The 21,029-nt window shown below is 47.2% G+C and carries 20 protein-coding genes; 11 read left to right on the forward strand and 9 right to left on the reverse strand.

What is annotated here, in order from left to right; genetic code table 11:
• Positions 1-16: 16 nt before the first annotated feature.
• A complete protein-coding gene (locus tag ACZ45G_RS28645) occupies positions 17-1,738 on the reverse strand; it encodes a hybrid sensor histidine kinase/response regulator (RefSeq protein ID WP_464174006.1) in 1,722 nt (573 codons plus the stop codon).
• 214 nt (positions 1,739-1,952) lie between these two features.
• Between ACZ45G_RS28645 and hisS the strand changes: the two genes are divergently transcribed.
• Positions 1,953-3,209 (forward strand): histidine--tRNA ligase, encoded by a 1,257-nt coding sequence (hisS, locus tag ACZ45G_RS28650; protein WP_464174007.1) that lies wholly within the window; start codon positions 1,953-1,955, stop codon positions 3,207-3,209.
• A 35-nt stretch (positions 3,210-3,244) separates the two neighbouring features.
• Positions 3,245-5,032 carry an aspartate--tRNA ligase gene (gene aspS, locus ACZ45G_RS28655; protein ID WP_464174009.1) on the forward strand — a complete coding sequence of 596 codons (1,788 nt, stop codon included), beginning with the start codon at positions 3,245-3,247 and terminating at the stop codon, positions 5,030-5,032.
• Positions 5,033-5,135: 103 nt separating this feature from the next.
• Here aspS and minE read toward each other — a convergent pair whose 3' ends face one another.
• The 5 genes from minE to ACZ45G_RS28680 all read right to left on the reverse strand — a co-directional run bounded on the left by minE (position 5,136) and on the right by ACZ45G_RS28680 (position 9,008).
• Complete coding sequence (gene minE / locus ACZ45G_RS28660; protein WP_464174010.1) at positions 5,136-5,405, reverse strand: cell division topological specificity factor MinE; 270 nt, start codon at positions 5,403-5,405, stop codon at positions 5,136-5,138.
• A 10-nt stretch (positions 5,406-5,415) separates the two neighbouring features.
• Positions 5,416-6,216, reverse strand: coding sequence for a septum site-determining protein MinD (gene minD / locus ACZ45G_RS28665; RefSeq protein ID WP_464174011.1), 801 nt, complete (start codon positions 6,214-6,216; stop codon positions 5,416-5,418).
• Between the two features lie 29 nt (positions 6,217-6,245).
• Complete coding sequence (locus ACZ45G_RS28670; protein WP_464174012.1) at positions 6,246-6,935, reverse strand: septum site-determining protein MinC; 690 nt, start codon at positions 6,933-6,935, stop codon at positions 6,246-6,248.
• 142 nt (positions 6,936-7,077) lie between these two features.
• Positions 7,078-8,223, reverse strand: a complete 1,146-nt coding sequence (locus ACZ45G_RS28675; RefSeq protein WP_464174013.1) for a response regulator — start codon at positions 8,221-8,223, stop codon at positions 7,078-7,080.
• Positions 8,224-8,357: 134 nt separating this feature from the next.
• Entirely contained in the window at positions 8,358-9,008 is a 651-nt protein-coding gene (locus ACZ45G_RS28680) for a response regulator (RefSeq protein ID WP_464174014.1), read from the reverse strand.
• Positions 9,009-9,403: 395 nt separating this feature from the next.
• Here ACZ45G_RS28680 and aroF point away from each other — a divergent pair, with 395 nt between their 5' ends.
• The 9 genes from aroF to rpmB all read left to right on the forward strand — a co-directional run bounded on the left by aroF (position 9,404) and on the right by rpmB (position 15,853).
• A complete protein-coding gene (gene aroF, locus ACZ45G_RS28685) occupies positions 9,404-10,414 on the forward strand; it encodes a 3-deoxy-7-phosphoheptulonate synthase (protein WP_464174015.1) in 1,011 nt (336 codons plus the stop codon).
• Positions 10,414-11,463 carry a 3-dehydroquinate synthase gene (gene aroB, locus ACZ45G_RS28690; protein WP_464174016.1) on the forward strand — a complete coding sequence of 350 codons (1,050 nt, stop codon included), beginning with the start codon at positions 10,414-10,416 and terminating at the stop codon, positions 11,461-11,463. The genes aroF and aroB overlap by 1 nt, the downstream gene beginning before the upstream one ends.
• Positions 11,464-11,593: 130 nt before the next feature.
• Complete coding sequence (locus ACZ45G_RS28695; protein ID WP_464174018.1) at positions 11,594-12,511, forward strand: VOC family protein; 918 nt, start codon at positions 11,594-11,596, stop codon at positions 12,509-12,511.
• Complete coding sequence (locus ACZ45G_RS28700; protein WP_464174019.1) at positions 12,508-12,762, forward strand: hypothetical protein; 255 nt, start codon at positions 12,508-12,510, stop codon at positions 12,760-12,762. Before ACZ45G_RS28695 ends, ACZ45G_RS28700 begins: the two co-directional genes overlap by 4 nt.
• A 91-nt stretch (positions 12,763-12,853) precedes the next feature.
• Positions 12,854-13,429 (forward strand): rubrerythrin, encoded by a 576-nt coding sequence (gene rbr / locus ACZ45G_RS28705; protein ID WP_464174020.1) that lies wholly within the window; start codon positions 12,854-12,856, stop codon positions 13,427-13,429.
• A 205-nt stretch (positions 13,430-13,634) separates the two neighbouring features.
• Entirely contained in the window at positions 13,635-13,961 is a 327-nt protein-coding gene (gene trxA, locus ACZ45G_RS28710; protein ID WP_464174021.1) for a thioredoxin, read from the forward strand.
• 12 nt (positions 13,962-13,973) lie between these two features.
• On the forward strand, positions 13,974-14,891 hold the full coding sequence (gene trxB / locus ACZ45G_RS28715; RefSeq protein WP_464174022.1) for a thioredoxin-disulfide reductase: 918 nt from the start codon (positions 13,974-13,976) through the stop codon (positions 14,889-14,891).
• Between the two features lie 2 nt (positions 14,892-14,893).
• Positions 14,894-15,571, forward strand: coding sequence for an outer membrane protein assembly factor BamD (gene bamD / locus ACZ45G_RS28720; protein ID WP_464174023.1), 678 nt, complete (start codon positions 14,894-14,896; stop codon positions 15,569-15,571).
• Between the two features lie 87 nt (positions 15,572-15,658).
• Positions 15,659-15,853 carry a 50S ribosomal protein L28 gene (gene rpmB / locus ACZ45G_RS28725; protein WP_464174024.1) on the forward strand — a complete coding sequence of 65 codons (195 nt, stop codon included), beginning with the start codon at positions 15,659-15,661 and terminating at the stop codon, positions 15,851-15,853.
• A 126-nt stretch (positions 15,854-15,979) separates the two neighbouring features.
• Here the strand turns inward: rpmB and ACZ45G_RS28730 are convergent, their stop codons facing one another.
• From ACZ45G_RS28730 to ispG, 3 genes are all read right to left on the reverse strand, one after another.
• Positions 15,980-18,145, reverse strand: a complete 2,166-nt coding sequence (locus ACZ45G_RS28730) for a RelA/SpoT family protein (protein ID WP_464174025.1) — start codon at positions 18,143-18,145, stop codon at positions 15,980-15,982.
• A gap of 116 nt (positions 18,146-18,261) precedes the next feature.
• On the reverse strand, positions 18,262-19,767 hold the full coding sequence (gene proS / locus ACZ45G_RS28735) for a proline--tRNA ligase (RefSeq protein ID WP_464174026.1): 1,506 nt from the start codon (positions 19,765-19,767) through the stop codon (positions 18,262-18,264).
• The gene (gene ispG / locus ACZ45G_RS28740; protein ID WP_464174027.1) at positions 19,751-20,845 is read right to left on the reverse strand and encodes a flavodoxin-dependent (E)-4-hydroxy-3-methylbut-2-enyl-diphosphate synthase; all 1,095 of its coding nucleotides are present in this window, start codon (positions 20,843-20,845) and stop codon (positions 19,751-19,753) included. Before ispG ends, proS begins: the two co-directional genes overlap by 17 nt.
• Positions 20,846-21,029: the final 184 nt, after the last annotated feature.

Raw genomic sequence — 21,029 nt, forward strand, 5'->3', positions numbered from 1 at the left:
TGGAACTTAGGTAGGCTTATAAGAGTTTTTCCAGAGCCTCTTTTAGATTTTGCACGGAAATCGGCTTTGCCAGGGAATCGGCAAAGCCGAAGGCTTTACAGTTTTCCATGGCCACATCTTTGGAATACCCGGAAGCGACAATCACCTTTATTTCAGGGTTCAGGGCCGTCAACAATTCCATTGTTTCAATGCCGCCCATTCCCTGTTTGACCTCAAGGTCTAAAATAACCACAGCAATAGTTTGGCCGGATAAAACCAATGACTGATATTTTTCCACGGCCTCTTCACCATTTTGTGCAAGAACGGGTATATACCCCAACCGGACGAGTATTTTTTTTGTGATATGCCGAATCATGGGGTCATCATCCATGAACAATACCAGGGGACTCTCTTTGTCCGTGGGCCGGACAATCTGGCTTTCAGGCAGTTGAACCCGGGGTTTTTCATGGGAAAGCGATTTTTGAAACACCGGTAACAGGATATCCACCCGGGTCCCGCTGCCAGGGGTAGAGTCAATCCAGATGCTTCCCTGGTGGTTTTTCACAATGGACCAGGCAATGGACATGCCAAGACCTGTTCCCTTGTTTTTCCCCATGGGTTTAGACGAATAATAGGGCTCAAAGACCTTTTCGATATTCTGCGCTTCTATGCCCCGGCCCTGGTCCTGGACACGAATAAATACCATGCCCGGCTTTTCCGGGTGTCCCCCGGCAAAAACCGTTACTTTGTTTCCCATATCCATGGCTTCAGCCGCATTGACAACAATATTTTTAAAAGCCTCTCTGAGCTGCTTTTCGTCGGCTTCCATCACCGGGGGAAGGTCATCGATGGTCAACCGGCATTCAATGCCCTCTGATTTAGCAAGGGATTCCAGGGTTTTGTTTAAAAACCCGCGGGTATCAATATGGGATTTAATGCGGATCCCGCCCTTGGAAAAAACGATAAACTTTGCAGCCAATTCTTTTGCCTGGAGAACCGATGCTTCTGCATCTGCAAGATACTCTGATATCTGATCCGGGGCGGCCAGCATCTGGGCCAGGTTGATATTTCCCAGGGTGACAGACAAAGTATTGTTAAAATCATGGGCAATACCGCTGGCCAGGGTTCCGATGGCTTCCAGCTTTTCAGACCGAATCAGCCTTTTCCGGGCCTGTCTCAACTCTTTTTCAGATCGTTTTCTTTCTATGGAAATGGCAATCTGTTCGGAAACAAAGCTTAGAATCTCCACATCGGCCCGGGTGAATTGATCGGGATTTGTATAACTTTGAACCGCAAGAACCCCCAGCACCTCCTCTTGAATCATCAGGGGCACCCCCAGCCAGACCTTGGGAAGGCTTCCTTTTCCCCGACCCCGGGCAAATCGTTTCACCAGGTTCTTTTCATCCAGGAAAAGGGGCTTTTTTCCCAGAACCACATCTCCGGTCAGGGAAGGATTTTCCGTAAACTGGTTTATCCATCTGGGAATAAACTCATCTCGTTCATCCACCTGGTAGACATATCGGATGGCATTTTTCTCTTTGTAATTAATGGCAATAAAAAAATTGGTCGTGTCCAGAAGTAGCGACAGATGTCGGTGAATGGACCGATAAAAGTCCTGAAGGGTCTCGCTGGTATTGTGAGCGCTGGCAATATGAAACAGGGCTTTGTTAATAGCTTCTGCCCGAATTTTCTTAAAAACAGTATTTTCCAGCCGCTTTACATATTGTTCCAATTGTTCATAGCTGGGTTTGTCGCCCATGGAGACCACCTGGCAATTTAGGGTTAGGCTATTCATTCACACCATATTACTTATATAAAAAAAACGAAATCCCTAATTTCACAATTATTTACGCCACTTCCAAGTTATTATAAGCGGACCTGGGATTACATATTGACTAACACGTTGATTTTAATCTATATATAACGTTTGTATTCATTTTTGATAATAATTTTAAAAGATAAAGATAACAACAATGCAGACCATACGAGGGTTTAGAGATATACTGCCCGAGCACATCTCCTTGTGGCAGCGAGTTGAACAAGAAGCATTTTCCCTGTTTGAATCCTTTGGATTCAAGGAAATCAGGATCCCTGTCCTGGAAAAAACAGACCTGTTTGCCAGGAGCATCGGAGAGACCACCGACATTGTCGAAAAAGAGATGTACACCTTTCCTGACAGAAAAGGGGGACACCTGACCCTGAGGCCCGAAGCCACAGCATCCATTTGCAGATCTTATATCCAGCACAAGATGTATGCCACGGATCCCTTGAGAAAATTTTATATGACCGGCCCCATGTTCAGGCGGGAAAGGCCCCAGAAGGGACGGTACCGGCAGTTCTACCAGATTGATGCCGAGGTATTCGGCATTGAATCTGCCTATATAGATGCCGAACTGATTTTTTTACTCAACGAACTGTTCAAGCGCCTGGGGCTCACCGGCCTCACCGCCCATATCAACAGCCTGGGATGTCCCGAATGCCGGCCTTCTTTTCAACGGGCATTGCTGGATTTTCTGGGGGAAAGAAAAGAGCTCCTGTGCGAGAATTGCACCCGAAGAATTCAAAAAAACCCCCTGCGGATTCTTGACTGCAAGGTAGAAAGCTGTCAACAAGCACTGCAGGGAGCACCTGCCACCATTGACCACCTGTGCCCAGCCTGTGCGGATCACTTTGATATTGTCACCACCACCCTGAAAAAACAAGGGGTTGAGTTTATGGTGGACAAATCCCTTGTCCGGGGACTTGATTATTATACCCGGACGGCCTGGGAAATCAAGACCACCACATTAGGGGCCCAAAGTGCCGTAGCCGGGGGCGGAAGATATGACGGACTGGTCCAAGAACTGGGGGGCCCTGCCACCCCTGCCATTGGGTTTGCCATCGGGTTTGACCGCCTGGTGGAAGTCATGGCGCAACTGGAAATTGAAACACCTAAGCCCCCCCTGGACCTGTTCATTATCGCCCTAGGCGCTGCCGCCCTGGAACAGGCCTATCACTGGTCCTGTGAATTGAACCAACGAGGACTTAGAACCGAGGTGGATTTCCGGGGAAAAAGCTTGAAAAGCCTCATGAAACGGGCAAACAAACTCAATGCCGCCCATGTGCTCATTGCAGGAGAAAATGAATTGAAAGAAAACCAGCTGATACTGAGAAATATGGAGACCAAAGACCAGTCATCTCTTTCCATGGATAACCTGGTCCCCGAACTGATCAACATTTTAAAATCATAACATTATTATAAAAATAACAGGATGAAGGAAAAAACGTGACTGATTTACTTGGAAATATGAAAAGGACACATACCTGTTCCCAGTTAAGGGATACAGATATCGATCAACAAGTTGTGTTAATGGGATGGGTACAGCACCGCAGGGACCATGGCGGGGTTGTTTTTGTTGATTTGCGGGACAAGGAGGGCATTACCCAGATCGTATTCAACCCGGTGATTTGCCAAAGCGTCCATGAAAAAGCTCAGGAAATAAGGAACGAGTATGTCATCGGTATCCGGGGAAAAGTATCCGCACGGCCAGGGGACATGCGCAACCCCCATATGGAAACCGGAGCCATTGAAATCCTTGTGGAGGAATTAAAAATTTTTTCCCGGGCCAAGACGCCTGCCTTCCAGATTGATGAGCGGGTGGATGCCTCTGAAATTATCCGCCTCCAATACCGTTATCTGGACCTGCGGCGCCCCAAGCTCAAAAAAAATATCCTGGATCGACACAAGGCCACCATGGCCATCCGAAACTATCTGGACAACAAGGGCTTCATTGATATTGAGACCCCCGTCCTGACCAAAAGCACTCCGGAAGGCGCCAGGGATTACCTGGTCCCCTCCCGGGTGAATCAGGGACAATTTTATGCCCTGCCCCAGTCTCCCCAGCTCTTTAAGCAACTGCTCATGGTGGCGGGATTTGACCGATACTACCAGATTGTCAAATGCTTCAGGGATGAAGATCTGCGGGCAGACCGCCAGCCGGAATTCACCCAGATTGATATGGAGCTCTCCTTTGTCAATGAAGAGGAGATCATGACCGTTGCCGAAGGACTGATTCAAAGGATCTTTAAGGATGTTCTGGGCATAACCCTTGCCCCTAGTTTTCCCCGGATCACCTATGACGAGGCCATTGACCGATTCGGCCTGGACCGGCCCGATCTTAGGTTCGGCCTGGAACTGTGCGATGTATCAGACATCGTTAAGGATGCCGGTTTTAAGGTATTTGCCGATGTGGTAAAAAAAGGCGGCCTTGTCAAGGCCATCAACGCCAAGGGATGTGCCACGTTCAGCCGGAAACAGATCGATGAACTCACCGAGTTTGTTTCTGTTTACAGAGCCAAGGGACTTGCCTGGATCAAAATCAAACAAGACCAATGGCAGTCCCCCATTGCCAAGTTTTTCACAGATGACGAACGAGATGCCCTACGCCAACGCCTGGACCTTGAACTAGGGGATATTGTCTTTTTTGTGGCGGATCAGCCCAAGATCACCAATGAAGCCCTGGGTCAGTTGAGAAATGAACTGGGACGACGCCTGGAACTGATCTCCGATGAGGTATTTGAATTTACCTGGGTAACCGAATTTCCTTTGTTTGATTATGATGAAACAGAAAAACGATACCAGTCCCTTCATCACCCCTTTACCGCCCCCCTTGAAACCGATATCGACAAACTTTCAAGCGCTCCCCTTGAGATCAAATCCCGGGCCTATGACCTGGTGCTCAACGGGATTGAAATCGGCGGTGGCAGTATCCGTATCCATGACACAGATCTTCAGGAACGCGTACTTAGCTGCCTGGGCATTGATGAGGCAGAAGCCAAGGAAAAATTTGGATTTCTCCTGGAAGCCCTGGCATCGGGTGCTCCCCCCCACGGCGGAATCGCCTTTGGTCTGGACCGGTTGATGATGATCCTGTGCAAGGAAGATTCCATCAGAAACGTCATTGCATTTCCCAAGACCCAGAAAGCCACCTGTCTTTTGACAGAAGCGCCTTCCAAAGCATCCCCGGCCCAACTACAAGAACTGGCCATCAAAGTGACCAAAATTGAAGAGTAGGTCAACGACATAAAACACACCCCATAAACACAAAAGCCCGGTGGATAAGCACCGGGCTTTTGTGTTTAAAAATCACTAATTTTATAGGGTGTGTGTGGGCAAATCAGGCCCGTTTTCTTCTCACATGGAGGATGGGGGTGTTAAAGACCAGGGCGGACACATTATCGTCCCGTTTAACCTTTAGTTCCAAGGATTCTCTGTCAATTTCAAAATATTTTGAAATCACATCCACAATATCGTTTTGAAGATCAATCAAGGTGGTGTCATCGACTTCGAGTTTGTCATAAATTAAAGAGAATTGAAGCCTTTTTTTGGCGTCATCTTTGCTTTTCTTCTTCTGCCCGGTAAAGCGTTTTAATAATCCTGATAGCATCAACTTCTCCTTATTGTGTTAGCCCGAATGTTTTACTGATTTTGCTCCACATGCTGGATCTATCGGTGGGCACTTCAAAGGGCACATCTTCTTCACCATTAATCCGGCGAGCAATCCGTTTGAAGGCCTGACCCGCCTTTGAATCATTCTGGAGCACCAGCGGGGTTCCGGTATTGGAAGAAATCAACACCTTGTCGTCCATGGGGACAAGACCTGCAAGTTCAATGGAAAGCACTTCCATCACATCTTCATGGCTGAGCATCTCTCCTCTTTTCACCCGGGCCGGCTCAATCCGGTTGACAATAAGTTTAGGCGTGAGCGATCGGGAATATAAAATTCCGATAACCCGGTCTGCATCCCTGACAGCGGAAACATCCGGGGTACATACCACCAGGGCTTCACTAGCACCGACAATGGAATTTTCAAATCCCCGTTCAATGCCGGCGGGAGAATCCATGATCACAAAGTCAAATTGTTTGACCAGCTCCTTTGCCACCCGTTCAACCCCGGCAGTGGTCAGGACATCTTTGTTATCACTCTGGGAAGCGGGAATGAGGAAAAGGTTGTCAATCCTTCTGTCCCGGATGGCTGCCTGTTCAATTTTACACCGCCCCAATACCACATCCACAATGTTAAACACAATCCGGTTTTCCAGGCCCATGACAACATCAAGGTTTCTCAGGCCAATATCCATATCCACAATGGCCACACGGTTTCCTTCAAGGGCAAGGGCAGCACCAATGGAAGAAGTGGCTGTTGTTTTACCAACCCCTCCTTTTCCCGATGTCACGACAATGATTTTACCTTCCAATTCACACCTCAATTTAAAAAATTTTATGTTTAAATGGCTTCCGGCCAAGGCATTCGCCGGAACGGGCTTGCCTTCATATAGTCTCGTACAATGATTTTATTCTTTTCCACCGAGGCAAATTCCGGGCTGCTGCCGGCCCCGTCTTCACTTCCAGAGGCTGAGATGGGACCGATTTTCACGTGACTTGGATTAAACGCAAGGGCAAAAACAATGGCATCTTCCTTGTCCGGAAACCCTGCATGCACCTTGCCGGAAAGTTTACCCAGCACAATCACATCCCCCCCGGCAATGAGTTCCGCTCCCGGGTTCACATCCCCGGTAATCACCAAATGTTTTTTAGCATTGATTTTCTGGCCCGACCGAACCCGGCCCCTGAGCATAAGGACATCAGAACGATGTTGATTCCATCCCTTTGACAGGTCCCGCTGCCGTATTCTTTCTGTGGGAACCGATCGTTTTATGGGAGAGGTGGAAACAATCCCCAGTTCAAAATGTTTCGTTAAATAAAGTTTAATCCGCTGGATCAGCTCTTCGTGCCCTTTGGCCTCCCCCACATCCAGAACCACATCTGCATTCACGGCCAAATGCTTGAGTTTTTTGAACAGTTTTTCAATCTCTGAAATAAGAACCTCTTCAGAGTGGGAGGGATCCAAAGTAATCCAGAAGCCCTTGCCAAACCCTTTTAACTTTACCGGAGCCGCAGTTTCAAAATTAATCATGGGGATATCTTAACAAATTGTCTGTTTATAATTAAAAGAATCATCAGGGGACGTTATAAAAAATCGAGGAAACAGTGTCAAGGATTGAATCTTTTGATGGTGAATACAGATCTGTATCACCTGCAATACGGCATAGGGAAACCTATAATTCAAGGACCTCCCGTATCTTATGGGAGAAATCAATCACAGAATAGGGCTTTAAAATATATCCCTTACATCCTCTTTTGAGCATTTCCTGGGCTTTTTCATCAATGGAATACCCGGTTGAAAGCAGCACCTTGATATCGGGATTCTGCTTTTTCAATTCCAAAAACGTCTCAAGCCCGTTCATTTCAGGCATGATCATATCCAAAATTACCAGATTGATCTCATCTTTTTTTTCTGCATAGATCTCCAGGGCTTTTTTCCCCGAGTCCGCTGTGATCACGCTATATCCCAATGCCTTACAGATTTCTCTTCCAACGGTGAGAATTCGCTGCTCATCATCCACCAGCAGAACCGATTCATTCCCCAGCACCAAGCGCTCATCAGCCGACGGCAAATCGGGATTTTCAATGGGCTCTGCCAGGGGAAGGAGAATGGAAAAAGCCGATCCCACATCAACGGAGCTCCAGACATCAATCACCCCATTATGATTCTGGATAATTTCCCGTGCAAAGGTAAGACCCAGCCCCTTTTTCTCAGGATGGTCCCGGTGATCGGCCGAATAAAAAGGCTTAAAAATTTTTTCCAGGGTATCGGAATTCATGCCCACACCTGTGTCGGTCAGGGTTATCTTGACAAAAAAACCCGTATCAAGCCCATAGGCATCGGCCGTGCCATTCAAGATGGCGGCAGATTCGGTGACAACAGAAAGCTTACCCCCTTCCGGCATGGCAAGAATGGCATTCTCCACAATCACCCCGATGGCCTGGTTGATTTTATCAGGGTCGGCATTAATCACCAGGGATTTGGAATCCAGGTCCACATCTAACACAATCTCTTTTCCCTTGAGATCAAGGTTTTCCATTGTCCTGCGAACCAAACGGTTCACATCAATAGAGCTTGTATAATAAGCATCCACCTTGGCAAACCCCAATAGCTGATTGGCAATTTCCGATCCCTTGTCAATACAGCCTATAATTTCTGTTATATGACCGAAAAGTGGATCAGACGGCTTGATACTGTTCATCATCAAGGAAGCATGGCCTTTGATGGCAGTCAAAAGGTTGTTAAAATCATGGGCGATCCCGCCGGCAAGGGCTTCAACCGCATCTGGTGACTCGTTCTTTAATTGTATGTATTCCATTTACCGCACCTAAATTTAATCAAAGTTAACCAAATTTATAGGACCATTTATTCACTGCTTCCTTTTTATAGTTCAAACTGGCCCTCCCTTGCAATCAGGGAAACCCTTAGTTTTAGAAAAAAACGCAGTTTTTTTTACTCCAGGGCAATAATGCCTTCTTTAATGGCAAATTTTGTCAATCCGGCAACATTAAAAATGCTTAACTTCTTCATAATATTTCTGCGATGGGTTTCAATAGTTTTAATGCTGACCCCCAGTTTTTGGGCAATATCCCGGGTCTTTTCCCCTTCGGCAATCAGCTGGAGGATCTCCCGCTCTTTTTTGGAAATCTTATTAAATTGCGGGATCTGGTCGCTGCTGGAAAAAGCTTGCCCCTGGCTGTCTACATACATTCTTGCAATGACAGGTGTCAGGTAAAAGTTACCTTTCATCACCTCCTGAATCGCATCATACAATTCGCTGAATGCAGATTCTTTTAAAATATAACCCGAGGCACCGGCTGCAAACATTTTGTCAATAATGGTTTTGCTCGAATGCATGGACAGGGCAATAATTTTTGCAAAGGGAACTTCCTTCTTGATCCTGGCAGTCGCCTCCACGCCATTAAGATCCGGCATGGAAATATCCATCAGCATGACATCCGGTTTCAGGGCAATGGCCTTTTCTACGGCTTCCCGGCCATTGCCGACAATATCCAGCACACAGATTCCCTTGTTTTCCAACAGGCTTTTCAACCCTTCCCTGATAATGGCGTGATCATCGGCTATGATGACTTTTATTTCCATATTCTCCCAATACTTAAATGATTTATGGAAGTCTATCCCGAAGACAGTTGAAAATCAAATACTAATTAACTTTTTTTATTGACAAGCCTGACATTCTCTTTATAATACTTTCCATTATGATGTTCTTATACACAGAAACAATTTGTTCTGAAAAATCCGCCCCGCACGACACAACAGCCCCTTTTCTTAACATTAGCCTTGCAACTGCCTGGCTTTGGTGGCAAAGCTGCGGCAGCATTGATTCTGTCTGAGATGAACACCTAAAAGATAGGTAACCAAAGGCTGCAGCGTAAAAAGCAACCTTGGGTTATACATCGGTTGCCCCAAATCTCCCGCCTTTTTTATTGCCCATTGAATTAAAGACTGATAAAACCCTTGAATATTGGAGGTAGGAAATGCTAGTCGTATTGGAAAAAGGAACAACCGAAGAAGGTGTCCTGGCAATTGTCCGGATTATTGAAAAACGAGGATACACAGCCCGGCCCATACCCGGAGGTGATAGGGTTTCCATCGGCATCCTGCATAATAAAGGATCTGTCGATGCAGCCCATTTTCTGGGGCTCGACGGCGTAAAGGAGGTCATTCCGGTGACAAAACCATATAAGCTTGTCAGCCGGGAATTTCAGCGGGACAATACCCAGATAAAAATTGGTGACGCGGTTTTTGGCAACGGCACAATGCCCGTGATTGCCGGCCCCTGTGCTGTTGAAAGCTTAGAACAGGTATTGACCATTGCAAGGTCTGTAAAAAATGCAGGTGCAATGCTTTTCAGGGGAGGGGCATTCAAACCCAGAACATCTCCCTATTCCTTCCAGGGACTGGGAGAACAGGGGCTTAAATTTTTGGCAAAGGTCCGGGAAGAAACAGGCCTGCCCGTTGTGACGGAGGTTCTGGATGTTGAGAATTTTGATCTTGTAGAAGCCCATGTGGACGTAATCCAGATCGGCACCCGAAACATGCAAAACTTTTCCCTGCTCCGGCGTGCGGGAAGATCCAAGCGTCCCGTGATTTTGAAACGGGGAATGTCGGCCATGCTCCAGGAGTGGCTCATGGCAGCAGAATATATCATGGAAGAGGGAAATTCACAGGTCATCCTCTGTGAAAGAGGGATCAGAACCTTTGTTCGTCACAGCCGGAACACCCTGGACCTATCCGTGGTGCCTGCCGCAAAAAAAGAAACCCATCTGCCGATCATTGTGGACCCCAGCCATGCAGCCGGTGTCCGGGACCAGGTGATTCCCCTGGCCTATGCCTCGGCAGCCTTGGGTGCAGACGGACAAATGATCGAAGTGCATAACAAGCCGGAAGAAGCCTTAAGTGACGGAGCCCAATCCCTTTATCCGGATCAGTTCGAAGCAGTTATGAAAAAAATGAATGCCATTCGTGCAATTATCGGAACAGAATAATGAAAACCTTTCAGGTAAACGGCCAACAAAGACTTTCTTCCATCCATGTGGGGGCGAGTCTCTCAAACATCAGTACCTATCTTCCCCCGGGCGTCACCCCCGTCATCATCACGGACGAGAATATAAAAGCCTTGTATGGGGCAAAATTTCCCAAGGGCCCCGTTCTCACCATCGGCAGCGGAGAAAGCATTAAAACCCTTGCCACCGTAGAAAAGCTTCTGGGGGAATTGATCGCACTTTCCTGTGACAGGGGAAGCTTTATCCTGGGGATAGGGGGAGGAATTGTCACCGATATTGTCGGTTTTGTTGCCTCGATTTTTTTGCGGGGGGTTCGCTTTGGTTTTGTCTCCACCTCCCTTCTCGCCCAGGTAGATGCCAGCGTAGGCGGAAAAAACGGGGTCAATCTTTCTGCCTTTAAAAACATGGTGGGTGTTTTTAACCAGCCTGAATTTGTCATCTGCGATATTGATATGCTGCAAACCCTTCCCAAGGCAGAAATCTCCAATGGGTTGGCCGAAATTGTTAAACACGGCCTGATCTGCGATGCCGCCCTGCTGTCGTTTATTGAAGAGAATCGTCAAAAAGCCCTGGACCTTGATCAAGATACTATTTTCCGGCTGGTGGCAGATTCCGTTGCCATCAAATCCCAGGTGGTTCAGCAGGATGAACGAGAAGCAGGGGAACGGAGAAAACTCAACTTCGGCCACACCATCGGCCATGCCATTGAAAAACTAAATCAGGAGAAACCGGATCAAACCGGCCATGGCAGGGCCGTGTCCCTGGGCATGGTGGCCGCCGCCCTGTTTTCCCAAAAAAAAGGCCTGATCTCCCAGGCGGATGTGACTAGGATAACCACCCTTTTAAAGGCGCTAAACCTTCCGGTGAACCTGGATTACAAGGCGGACCAAATCATAGAAATCGCTGCCAGGGACAAGAAGAAACAGGGCAGTGACCTCTATTTTGTCTTCCTTGAATCCCTGGGGAAGACCCGGGTGGAAAAAATCCGCTATGCTGAGATGAATGATTTTATCCGGTCTGTGTTCACTTAAATTTAAAACATTTCCCCAGGTCTATGGCGGGACTTTTCTTTCTATTGTCCTTGTTTTTATTGACATCTTCCAGCTATCTGGTAGGAATAGAAACAATCGGATCTACTATCAACCCGAAAGGAAAATCACCATGACAATTTTCAAAAAATCAATTGCAAATAAAACAGGGCGACAAATTTTTCTGGGTGCGGTTTTCCTGGCTGGATTCTTTTTATCCGCCTGTGCCAATCAACCGATTCGGGTTTCTCCGGTCACCACCATTCCCACGGGTCACCACCAGGTGGGTAAATTTGTCTGGTTTGATCTTTTCACCGATGATATGGAGGCCATCACCCCATTTTATCAGGCATTGTTCGGCTGGTCCTTTGAATCTGCCGATGGGTATTCCCAAAAAGTTCAGACCATTTCTTCAGACAAGGTCCCCATTGCCACAGCAGTTTTAACCACCCCTGAAAACAAAAAAATAAAAGAATCCAGGTGGCTGGGATATATCTCAGTGGAAGATGTGGACCAGGCATCAAAAATCATAGAAGAAAACCGGGGCACCCTCCATGTTCTGCCCAAAAATCTTCCGGACCGGGGACGGGTTGCCGTGGCCACAGACCCGGAAGGCGCGCTCTTTGGTCTGCTTACCTCTGCCCATGGAGACCCTGGAGACACAGGTATTATGGAAAACCAATGGATGGGCAGTGAATTATGGACAACCGATTTAACCGCCGCTCTTGGGTTTTACAGCAAAGTTGCCGGGTATGAGCACCGGCGGGTGGGAATCGGAACCGAATCAGAATACCTGCTGCTGGTAAAAGACAGCATCCCCCGGGCCGGTGTTGTTACCATTCATTGGAAAAATATCAAGCCTGCCTGGCTTCCCTATATTGCTGTTGTTGATGTGGTTGCCACGGCAAAAAAAGCGGAGAAACTGGGGGGAAAAATTCTGGTGAGTCCAGACACTAAAATGCCCAATGGGCTTGTGGCCATCATTGCAGACCCCACAGGAGCCGTCTTTGCCATCCAAGAACTGACCATTGATACAGGAGAAAAACAATGAAGCCCCTACTAAAGTTTTTCATTGGATTTTTCATGCTCTACGGCCTGATGCTGATACTAGGGTGCGGCACCAGCCATGGCGTCAATGTTCACTACGGAGTCCAGTGGAATTCGGGGTATTATCGATCTAATCGTCATCATCACCACCGCCCCCCGGCGGTACGACCGCCCAGACCGCCAAAGCCTCCCGGTGGCGGCACAAGGCCCCCGGGAGGAGGAAGACCTACCCAGTTACCGGCTAAAAGGAGATAAACTTCTTTTAAAACCACTATAATTATAGTATATATTTTACAAACTAACCACCTGTTAGTATTCGCATCTTAGATCATAGGAGAAAAAAAGTATGGCAAGTTTAAAAGGAACCCAAACTGAAAAAAATCTATTAACCGCTTTTGCCGGGGAGTCCCAGGCCCGCAATCGTTACACCTATTTTGCAAGTGCGGCTAAAAAGGAAGGGTATGTTCAGATTTCTGAAATTTTTACAGAAACAGCCAACCAGGAAAAAGAACATGCCAAACGACTTTTTAAATTTCTGGAAGGCGGCGAGGTGGAGATCATTGCGGCCTTCCCTGCCGGGGTGATCGGTACCACCCTTGAAAATTTGAAAGAGGCAGCTGCCGGGGAAGAGTATGAATGGACCCAGATGTATCCTGACTTTGCTGCCGTTGCAAAAAAAGAGGGATTTGGTGCCATTGCCATGGTTTTCGAAATGATCGCAATCGCTGAAAAACAGCACGACAAACGCTATGGTGACCTTGCCGCCAATATAGAGGCGGGCAAAGTATTTAAAAAAGAAACCAGTGTTACATGGAGGTGCCGCAATTGCGGATATGTCCATGAAGGCAAAGAGGCCATTGAGATGTGTCCGGCCTGTGCCCACCCCCAAGCACATTTTGAGGTGCTGGCGGAAAATTGGTAGACAAAAAGCCCCGCAAACAGGTTAAAGAAAAAAAGTAAAGGATACGCCCTGAATCTAAAATCATCCGAAAGGAAGATTGTTTGACGGATTCAGGGCGTTTCATCTGGATCCAACAGATTGATGAATTGACAAAGAATAAATATGATCCTATATTTATAGGCGATTTTGTAAGCTAATAAATTTTGTAATCTAAAGGATAATAACCATGACAGAAAATATTTTAGAAATTGATGACGATTCATTCGAAGAAATTATTTTAAAATCAGACAAACCCGTAATGGTGGATTTCTGGGCTCCCTGGTGCGGTCCCTGTAAAGCCATCGGCCCCACCGTTGAAGCCCTTAGCAAAACCTACGGAGATCAGATGGCCTTTGCAAAGGTAAATGTGGATGAGAACCCCTTAAGTCCCAGTAAATATGGCGTCCAGGCCATTCCTACCCTCATTTTCTTTAAAAATGGTGAAATAGCCGAACAGATTACCGGCATGGTTGCCAAGGAAAAGCTTGAAGAAACAATCAAAGGACTTTTGTAAGGAGTATTTACCATGACCGTGGATTATGATCTTGTAATTATCGGCGCTGGCCCTGCTGGCCTGACCGCTGGGATATATGCCGCCAGAGCTAGGATGAAGGTTTTGCTCCTTGAAAAAGCAGTACCTGGCGGTCAGATTCTTATAACAGACTGGATTGAAAATTATCCAGGATTTCCCGAGGGTATCAGCGGCTATGACCTGGCTGAAAAGATGAGAGTCCAGGCCCAAGACCTTGGGTTGGAAATCCAAACAGCACAGGTCCACTCCCTGAACCTTTCGGCTGATACAAAAGAAATAGTTCTCAAAGACCGGACCATACTGACAAAAAGCCTGATCATTGCATCGGGAGCCTCACCCAAAAAGCTAGGAATTGGCGAAGACAAATACATGGGCAAAGGGATTTCCTTTTGTGCCACCTGCGATGCTCCTTTTTTCAAGGACAAAATAGTTGTGGCCGTTGGCGGCGGAGATACCGCGGTGCAGGAGGCCATCTTTTTGACCAAATTTGCAAAAAAGGTTTTTCTGGTCCACCGCAGGGATGAACTTCGGGCAACCAAAATTCTTCAGGAAAGGGCCCTTGCCAACGACAAGATAGAGTTTGTCTGGGATTCAGTGGTCACGGGTGTGGACGGTCTTTTCGGCATTGAAAACGTCCATGTCAAAAACCTGAAAACCGACGAAAAAACAACGATTAAAGCAGACGGCTGTTTTATCTGGGTGGGAATTTTACCCAATACGGAATTTTTAAACGGCGCTGTTAAAACAGATGAATTTGGGTTTATTGCTGCAGACGCAAATATGCAGACCAGCGTTCCCGGCGTCTATGTGGCCGGCGATGTTCGGGACACCCCCCTGAGACAGATAGCAACTGCCGTGGGTGATGCAGCCATTGCAGCGGTTAATGCTGAGCATTATATCGAGAATTTATAGCAATGAAAAAACTTTTATGGATAGGCGTTTTATTTTTTTCCATCTCTATTTTTTGCATATCCGGCTGCTCCCTTTTTGATGGGTCCTCGGACCAGATGAATCAAAATGCCGAACAATTGGCTGCAGAAGGTGCATCTTCATTCATGAATGAAGACTACAAGGATGCAATCAAGGCTTACACAGACCTGAAAGACTGGTATCCCTTCAGTAAATATGCTATCCTGGCCGAGCTCAAGATTGCCGACGCCCATTTCCAACTGGAACAATATGATGAAGCCATCATGGGATACAACTCGTTTGAAAAAATGCATCCCAGAAATGATGCGATTCCCTATGTTATCAACCAAATCGGCCTTTGCTGGTTCAAGCAAATCGACACCATCGACAGGGATGACACCCCGGCTAAAAATGCCCTGGCCCAATTCCAGCGGCTTGCAGATCAATACCCGGGCAATGAATATGACAAGGACACAAAAGAGCATATAAAAAAATGCCTGGATAATATAATCGACCATGAACTGGCTGTGGCCAATTTTTATTATAAAACAAAAAAATACAAGAGTGCGTTAAAGCGATATGAATATATTGTCGAATATTTTCCCGGAACCGAGCAAAGCAAGTCTGCTCTAAATAAAATCCCGAAATGCACTGAGCTGGCAAATAAAACCCCAGAAAAATGAAAATTGATCTTTACTTTTCTTTTTGATTGGTGTATTAATTCCGGGTTATTATTTTGTTAAAGTGTTTTTCTTTGAGGAGTGTAAGATATGTCAAAACAATGTGCTATTTGCGGTAAAAAACCAATGGTCGGCAACAATGTCAGCCATGCCCACAATTTAAATAGAAGAGTATTCAACCCAAACCTCCAGAGAGTGCGTGCGGTTATTAAAAAGGGTTGCGTCAGAAGAATTGATGTATGCACCAATTGTATTAAGGCAGGCAAGGTTACAAAAGCCGCTTAATCACTTTTGTTTGGCAACAGCAGATTATAGAGAACAAAACTTCAAGTCCGGACATCTATCCAGATGGATGTCCGGACTTTTGTTGTTTTGTTTTTTCTAATTTTATTTGGTTTAATCTTATTGGGTTTAATCATTTCTCACCACCCGTTTGACATCCGTCACCTTTTTAACCCGTCGTATTTCCGACATGATTTTACGAAGTTGTGCCGAACTTTCCACCATAAAGGTAAAATAAAACAGACCAATACCCGCTTCAGATGTTTCACTCTGGGCATTTAAAATATTGACATTGGATTTGCTGATCACTGCGGCAATATCGGCCAAAAGGCCGTGCCGGTCACTGGTCTTGATCCGGATACTGGCGGGGTAGGTATCGGTATAATTCTCACTCCACTGGACCTCTATTTTACGTTCATTGCTCATTTTCATGACATTGATACAATTCTTGCTGTGAATGGTCACGCCCTGGCCCTGGGTAATAAAGCCTATTATGGGATCTCCCGGCAAAGGATTGCAGCATTTGGAAAACCGGACCAAAATATCATTGAGACCTTTGACAATGATGCCGGTATCGGTTTTCCGTTTTGTCCGGCCAGCAATTTTTTGGAAAAAACTCTCCTTTTCTTCACGGGGCTCCCCAAGATCCGGCAGGATCTTTTTTAAAATCTGCAGGGGGGTCAGCTTACCAAATCCCACATGGGCGATGAGATCATCCACGGTTTTGAACCCGTAAAATTCTGCTACCGTCTTGATTTCACCGGATTTTATCAGGGCATTAAAATTCTGGTTCTTTTTCCTGAAAATCTTTTCACACATTTCCCGGCCCAAGGAATAACTGCGCTCTTTTTCCCGGGCATTGATATAGGCGCGGATTTTGGTCCGGGCCTTGACCGTTTTGACAAAATTGAGCCAGTCCGTACTGGGATGGTGCCCCTTGGTCGTAATAATTTCAATGGTATCACCGGTTTTAAGCTCATGGGTCAGGGGCACCAGCTTGCCGCTGACCTTGGCCCCGGTACAGGCAGCCCCGACCTCGGTATGGATCTTATAAGCAAAATCAACAGGGGTTGCCTTTTTGGGCAGGGTTTTTATCTCTCCTTGGGGGGTGAACACATAGATTTCATCGGGGTATAGATCGATGCGGACATTTTCCAGGAACTCATCCGGATCATTATAATTTTCCTGATTTTCCACCAGATTTCGGATCCAGGCATATAATTCCCCGGTATTTTCATCTATCTTAGATCCTTCTTTATAACTCCAGTGGGCGGCAATACCGGATTCGGCAATCTGATCCATATCACGGGTCCGGATCTGGATTTCCACCCGTTCTCCCTTGGGACCCACCACAGTGGTGTGGATGGACTGGTACATATTGGGTTTTGGATTGCCGATATAATCCTTTATCTTATAATAGATGGGTTTCCACATGGAGTGGATAGCGCCCATGGCGGCATAACACTGGGGCACCGTGTCCAGAATAAGCCTGAAGGCAATGATGTCATAGACCTCCTCAAACTCCAGACTCTGAGAGAGCATCTTCTGATAGATGCTGTAATGCTGTTTATACCGGCCCTTGATCTCACAGGGCAGCTCCATCTCCTCCATTTTATACTGAAGGCTGGTTTTGACCTCTTTGATATAATCTTCTTTTTTATCCTTTGCCGTGTTCACCAGGGCATCAATGCGCTCATACTCATCCCGCAGGGTATAATAAAAAGCGATCTCCTCCAGTTCGTGCTTGATCCAGAAGATCCCAAGCCGGGCGGCAATGGGGGCATAAATATCCAGGGTTTCCTGGGCAATGGCAGCTTTTTTTTCCGGTGTCCTGTGGTATTTAAGGGTCCGCATATTATGAATCCTATCTGCCAGCTTGATGAGCACCACCCGGATATCATCGGCCATGGCCAGGATCATCTTGCGCAAAGACTCTGCCTGCTGGGCAATCTTGGTGGCGGAGGATTTGGGCAAAGGCAGGCTGGACAGCTTTGTGACCCCCTCAACAATATGGGCCACCCCCGGGCCGAACATTTTTTCAATATCCTCTTTGGTGGCCGGCGTATCCTCAATCACATCATGGAGGAGAGCTGCTGCAATGCTTTCCACATCCAGGGTCATGTCTGCCAGAATATCGGCCACTTCCAGAGGGTGGGAAAGATAGGGCTCCCCGGAAAGCCTTACCTGGCCTTCATGGACCCGGGCCGAATAGACGTAGGCCCGGTCAATGATGGAAAGATCCGCATCCGGGTTATACTCGTAAATCTTATCCAATATGTCGGTGATTCGAATCATGATCTAGCTTAACCCCTGTCTCTCGTTTGGTTTCTCATCTGGTCACCCATCGCGTGCCTTAGCACGCAATTATACTCCCTAGGATCGCCGAAGGCCCTGGTTTAATAAAGCTTGGTTTAATAGGCCTTGGCAAACAAAACTCTTTTGGAGCTGTCATTTCCACAGCAGATACAAACTCCCTCTTCTTTAGGGCTGTCAAAGGGAATACAACGGATGGTTACGGAAAGTTCCTTTTTAATCTTTTCTTCACAGGCTTTGGAGCCGCACCAATGGGAGTAAACAAAGGCCCCGTTTTCATACCCCTTTGCCTTTGTAAACAGCTTGTAAAACGCCTTTTTAGAATCAATGGAAAGGGTATGATCCTCTCTAAACTGCAAGGCCCGTTGAAACAAGGTATCCTGGATATTATCCAAAAGTGGTGCAATTCCATTGATAAACTCGTCTCTGTCCATGGGCTTTTTTTCGTTGGTATCACGTCTTGCCATGAACACAGAGTTGTTATCAATATCCCTTGGTCCCAGCTCAATACGAACGGGAATTCCCTTTTTCACCCAGTCCCACCCCCGGGCGCCCCCGATATCTCTGGCATCAATTTCCACTTCCACCTTCCGGCCATGAAAATCCACAGCTCTTAGGGCCTGTTTCAGGGATGCTGCACTCTCCATCACCTGGGTGTTGTCCCCGCCTTTTTTAATAATGGGCAGGATCACCACATGGGCTGGTGCCACACGAGGCGGCATAATCAGACCGTCATCATCGGAATGAACCATGATCATACCGCCGATCATCCGGGTGGAAGTCCCCCAGGAGGTGGTCCATGCATAGCTTTCCTCACCCGCTTCATTCTGAAATTTAATATTAGACCCCTTGGCAAAATTTTGGCCCAAAAAATGGGAAGTCCCGGCCTGAAGCGCTCTTTTGTCCTGCATCATGGCTTCGATACAAAGCGTATCATCGGCTCCGGGGAATCGTTCCGACTCGGTTTTGCGTCCCCGGATCACAGGCATGGCCAGGTGTTCCTCCACAAACCGGGTATAGATATCGAGCATCTCCATGGTCCGTTCCTGGGCTTCGCCTTTTGTGGCATGGGCGGTATGGCCTTCCTGCCACAAAAACTCGCTGGTTCTCAGAAACATCCGGGTCCGCATCTCCCATCTGACCACATTGGCCCATTGGTTGAGCAGAATGGGCAGGTCCCGGTAAGAACTGGTCCACTTTGACATGGACTCACCAATGATGGTTTCTGAGGTTGGGCGGACAATCAACGGTTCTGCCAACTCCCCTGCGGGAACCAGTTTTCCGTCCGGCCCTTTTTCCAGCTTGTGGTGGGTAACAACAGCGCATTCTTTTGCAAACCCTTCCACATGCTCAGCCTCTTTTTCAAGGTAACTCAATGGAATAAACAAGGGAAAATAGGCATTTCGGACGCCGGTTTCCTTGAACATTGCGTCCATATCGTGCATGATATTTTCCCACAGTGCAAACCCCCAGGGCTTGATCACCATGCAGCCCCTGACCGGCGAGTTCTCTGCCATATCAGAGGCCTTTACAACCTCTTGATACCATTGGGAGTAATCTTGTTCCCGGGTCGGGGTGATTGCTGTCTTATTCTTCTTTGCCATTCAATTCCTCCGCAATTTGCGTCATCTCGTCTATTTCAGCGAGCAGTTCAGTGACCAATTGATCCTGGTCCACCCGTTTGAATACCTTTCCGTGTTTAAAAATTATTCCCTGACCGTCGGCCCCTGCAATACCGATGTCAGCTTCCTTTGCCTCTCCGGGGCCATTTACCACACACCCCATAATAGCAACTTTAATCTTTGTGGAACGTTCAAGTAAAGCTTTTTCTACCTCTTCGGCAATTTTAAACAAATCGATTTTACACCGACCGCAGGTGGGACATGAAATCAGCTCCGGTCCACGGCTTCTGATGCCAAGGGCCCGCAAAATCTCAAAGCCTGTCCGAATCTCCTCCACCGGATCTCGGGTCAATGAAACCCGGATGGTGTCCCCGATTCCCTCGGACAAGAGCATCCCGATGCCAATGGCAGATTTGGTAATCCCGGCATAGAGCCCTCCTGCTTCGGTCACCCCCACATGGAAAGGAACATCGGTAAGCGGTGCCAGCATGCGATAGGCCTCGACTGTTCTTGTCACATCCGAGGCCTTGAGGGACACCTTGATGTCATAAAAGCCCAGATTTTCCAGTATCCGAATATTAGACAGGGCACTTTCCACCATACCTTCAGCCGTGGTGCCCAGTCTTTTTTCAATTTCCCGTTCAAGGGATCCGGCATTGACCCCCACCCGGATGGGAATCCCATGGGCACGGGAAGCATCAACCACGGCCTGTATCTTTTTTGTGTCCCCGATATTACCGGGATTGATCCGAAGCGCATCGCAACCCGCCTCGGCTGCAGCCAGGGCCAGCCTGAAATCAAAATGGATGTCCGCAATCAAGGGAATGTGAATTCTATCTTTAATCTGCCGGATGGCAAAGGCTGCTTCCATATCCGGAACCGCCACCCTCACAATCTCGCACCCGGCCTTTTCAAGGGACAAAATCTGTCCCACAGTGGCGTCCACGTCCTGGGTATAGGTATTGGTCATGGACTGGACAGACACCTGACTTAGGTCCCCCACCTTGACATTCCCCACACAAATCTGTCTGGTTTTCCTTCTCTCGTTCACCAATGACATTGTCTTTGCTATCCTATATCAAAATATCAAAAATTTTAAAGCCTGTAGCGACCAACACACAACCAACAGGCCACCCCACAAAAAGGGTTCCTAAGGATACCATATTGCCACGGGTTTGTTCAAGAAAACTCTCCCTATTTTTCCACAGTTCTCCCCGATAAAAAAGGAATGCACGAAAACCTTT

It is taken from the genome of Desulfoconvexum algidum (assembly GCF_055382125.1).

Bases quoted from the DNA above. Each gene is read 5' to 3' on its own strand.
- ispG (WP_464174027.1), bottom strand. From the start codon at position 20,845: ATGTCATTGGTGAACGAGAGAAGGAAAACCAGACAGATTTGTGTGGGG.
- aroB (WP_464174016.1), top strand. From the start codon at position 10,414: ATGAAAACCTTTCAGGTAAACGGCCAACAAAGACTTTCTTCCATCCAT.
- trxA (WP_464174021.1), top strand. From the start codon at position 13,635: ATGACAGAAAATATTTTAGAAATTGATGACGATTCATTCGAAGAAATT.
- ACZ45G_RS28670 (WP_464174012.1), bottom strand. From the start codon at position 6,935: ATGATTAATTTTGAAACTGCGGCTCCGGTAAAGTTAAAAGGGTTTGGC.
- trxB (WP_464174022.1), top strand. From the start codon at position 13,974: ATGACCGTGGATTATGATCTTGTAATTATCGGCGCTGGCCCTGCTGGC.
- bamD (WP_464174023.1), top strand. From the start codon at position 14,894: ATGAAAAAACTTTTATGGATAGGCGTTTTATTTTTTTCCATCTCTATT.
- aroF (WP_464174015.1), top strand. From the start codon at position 9,404: ATGCTAGTCGTATTGGAAAAAGGAACAACCGAAGAAGGTGTCCTGGCA.
- minE (WP_464174010.1), bottom strand. From the start codon at position 5,405: ATGCTATCAGGATTATTAAAACGCTTTACCGGGCAGAAGAAGAAAAGC.
- ACZ45G_RS28695 (WP_464174018.1), top strand. From the start codon at position 11,594: ATGACAATTTTCAAAAAATCAATTGCAAATAAAACAGGGCGACAAATT.
- ACZ45G_RS28680 (WP_464174014.1), bottom strand. From the start codon at position 9,008: ATGGAAATAAAAGTCATCATAGCCGATGATCACGCCATTATCAGGGAA.
- ACZ45G_RS28645 (WP_464174006.1), bottom strand. From the start codon at position 1,738: ATGGGCGACAAACCCAGCTATGAACAATTGGAACAATATGTAAAGCGG.
- proS (WP_464174026.1), bottom strand. From the start codon at position 19,767: ATGGCAAAGAAGAATAAGACAGCAATCACCCCGACCCGGGAACAAGAT.
- ACZ45G_RS28730 (WP_464174025.1), bottom strand. From the start codon at position 18,145: ATGATTCGAATCACCGACATATTGGATAAGATTTACGAGTATAACCCG.
- ACZ45G_RS28675 (WP_464174013.1), bottom strand. From the start codon at position 8,223: ATGGAATACATACAATTAAAGAACGAGTCACCAGATGCGGTTGAAGCC.
- hisS (WP_464174007.1), top strand. From the start codon at position 1,953: ATGCAGACCATACGAGGGTTTAGAGATATACTGCCCGAGCACATCTCC.
- ACZ45G_RS28700 (WP_464174019.1), top strand. From the start codon at position 12,508: ATGAAGCCCCTACTAAAGTTTTTCATTGGATTTTTCATGCTCTACGGC.
- rbr (WP_464174020.1), top strand. From the start codon at position 12,854: ATGGCAAGTTTAAAAGGAACCCAAACTGAAAAAAATCTATTAACCGCT.
- rpmB (WP_464174024.1), top strand. From the start codon at position 15,659: ATGTCAAAACAATGTGCTATTTGCGGTAAAAAACCAATGGTCGGCAAC.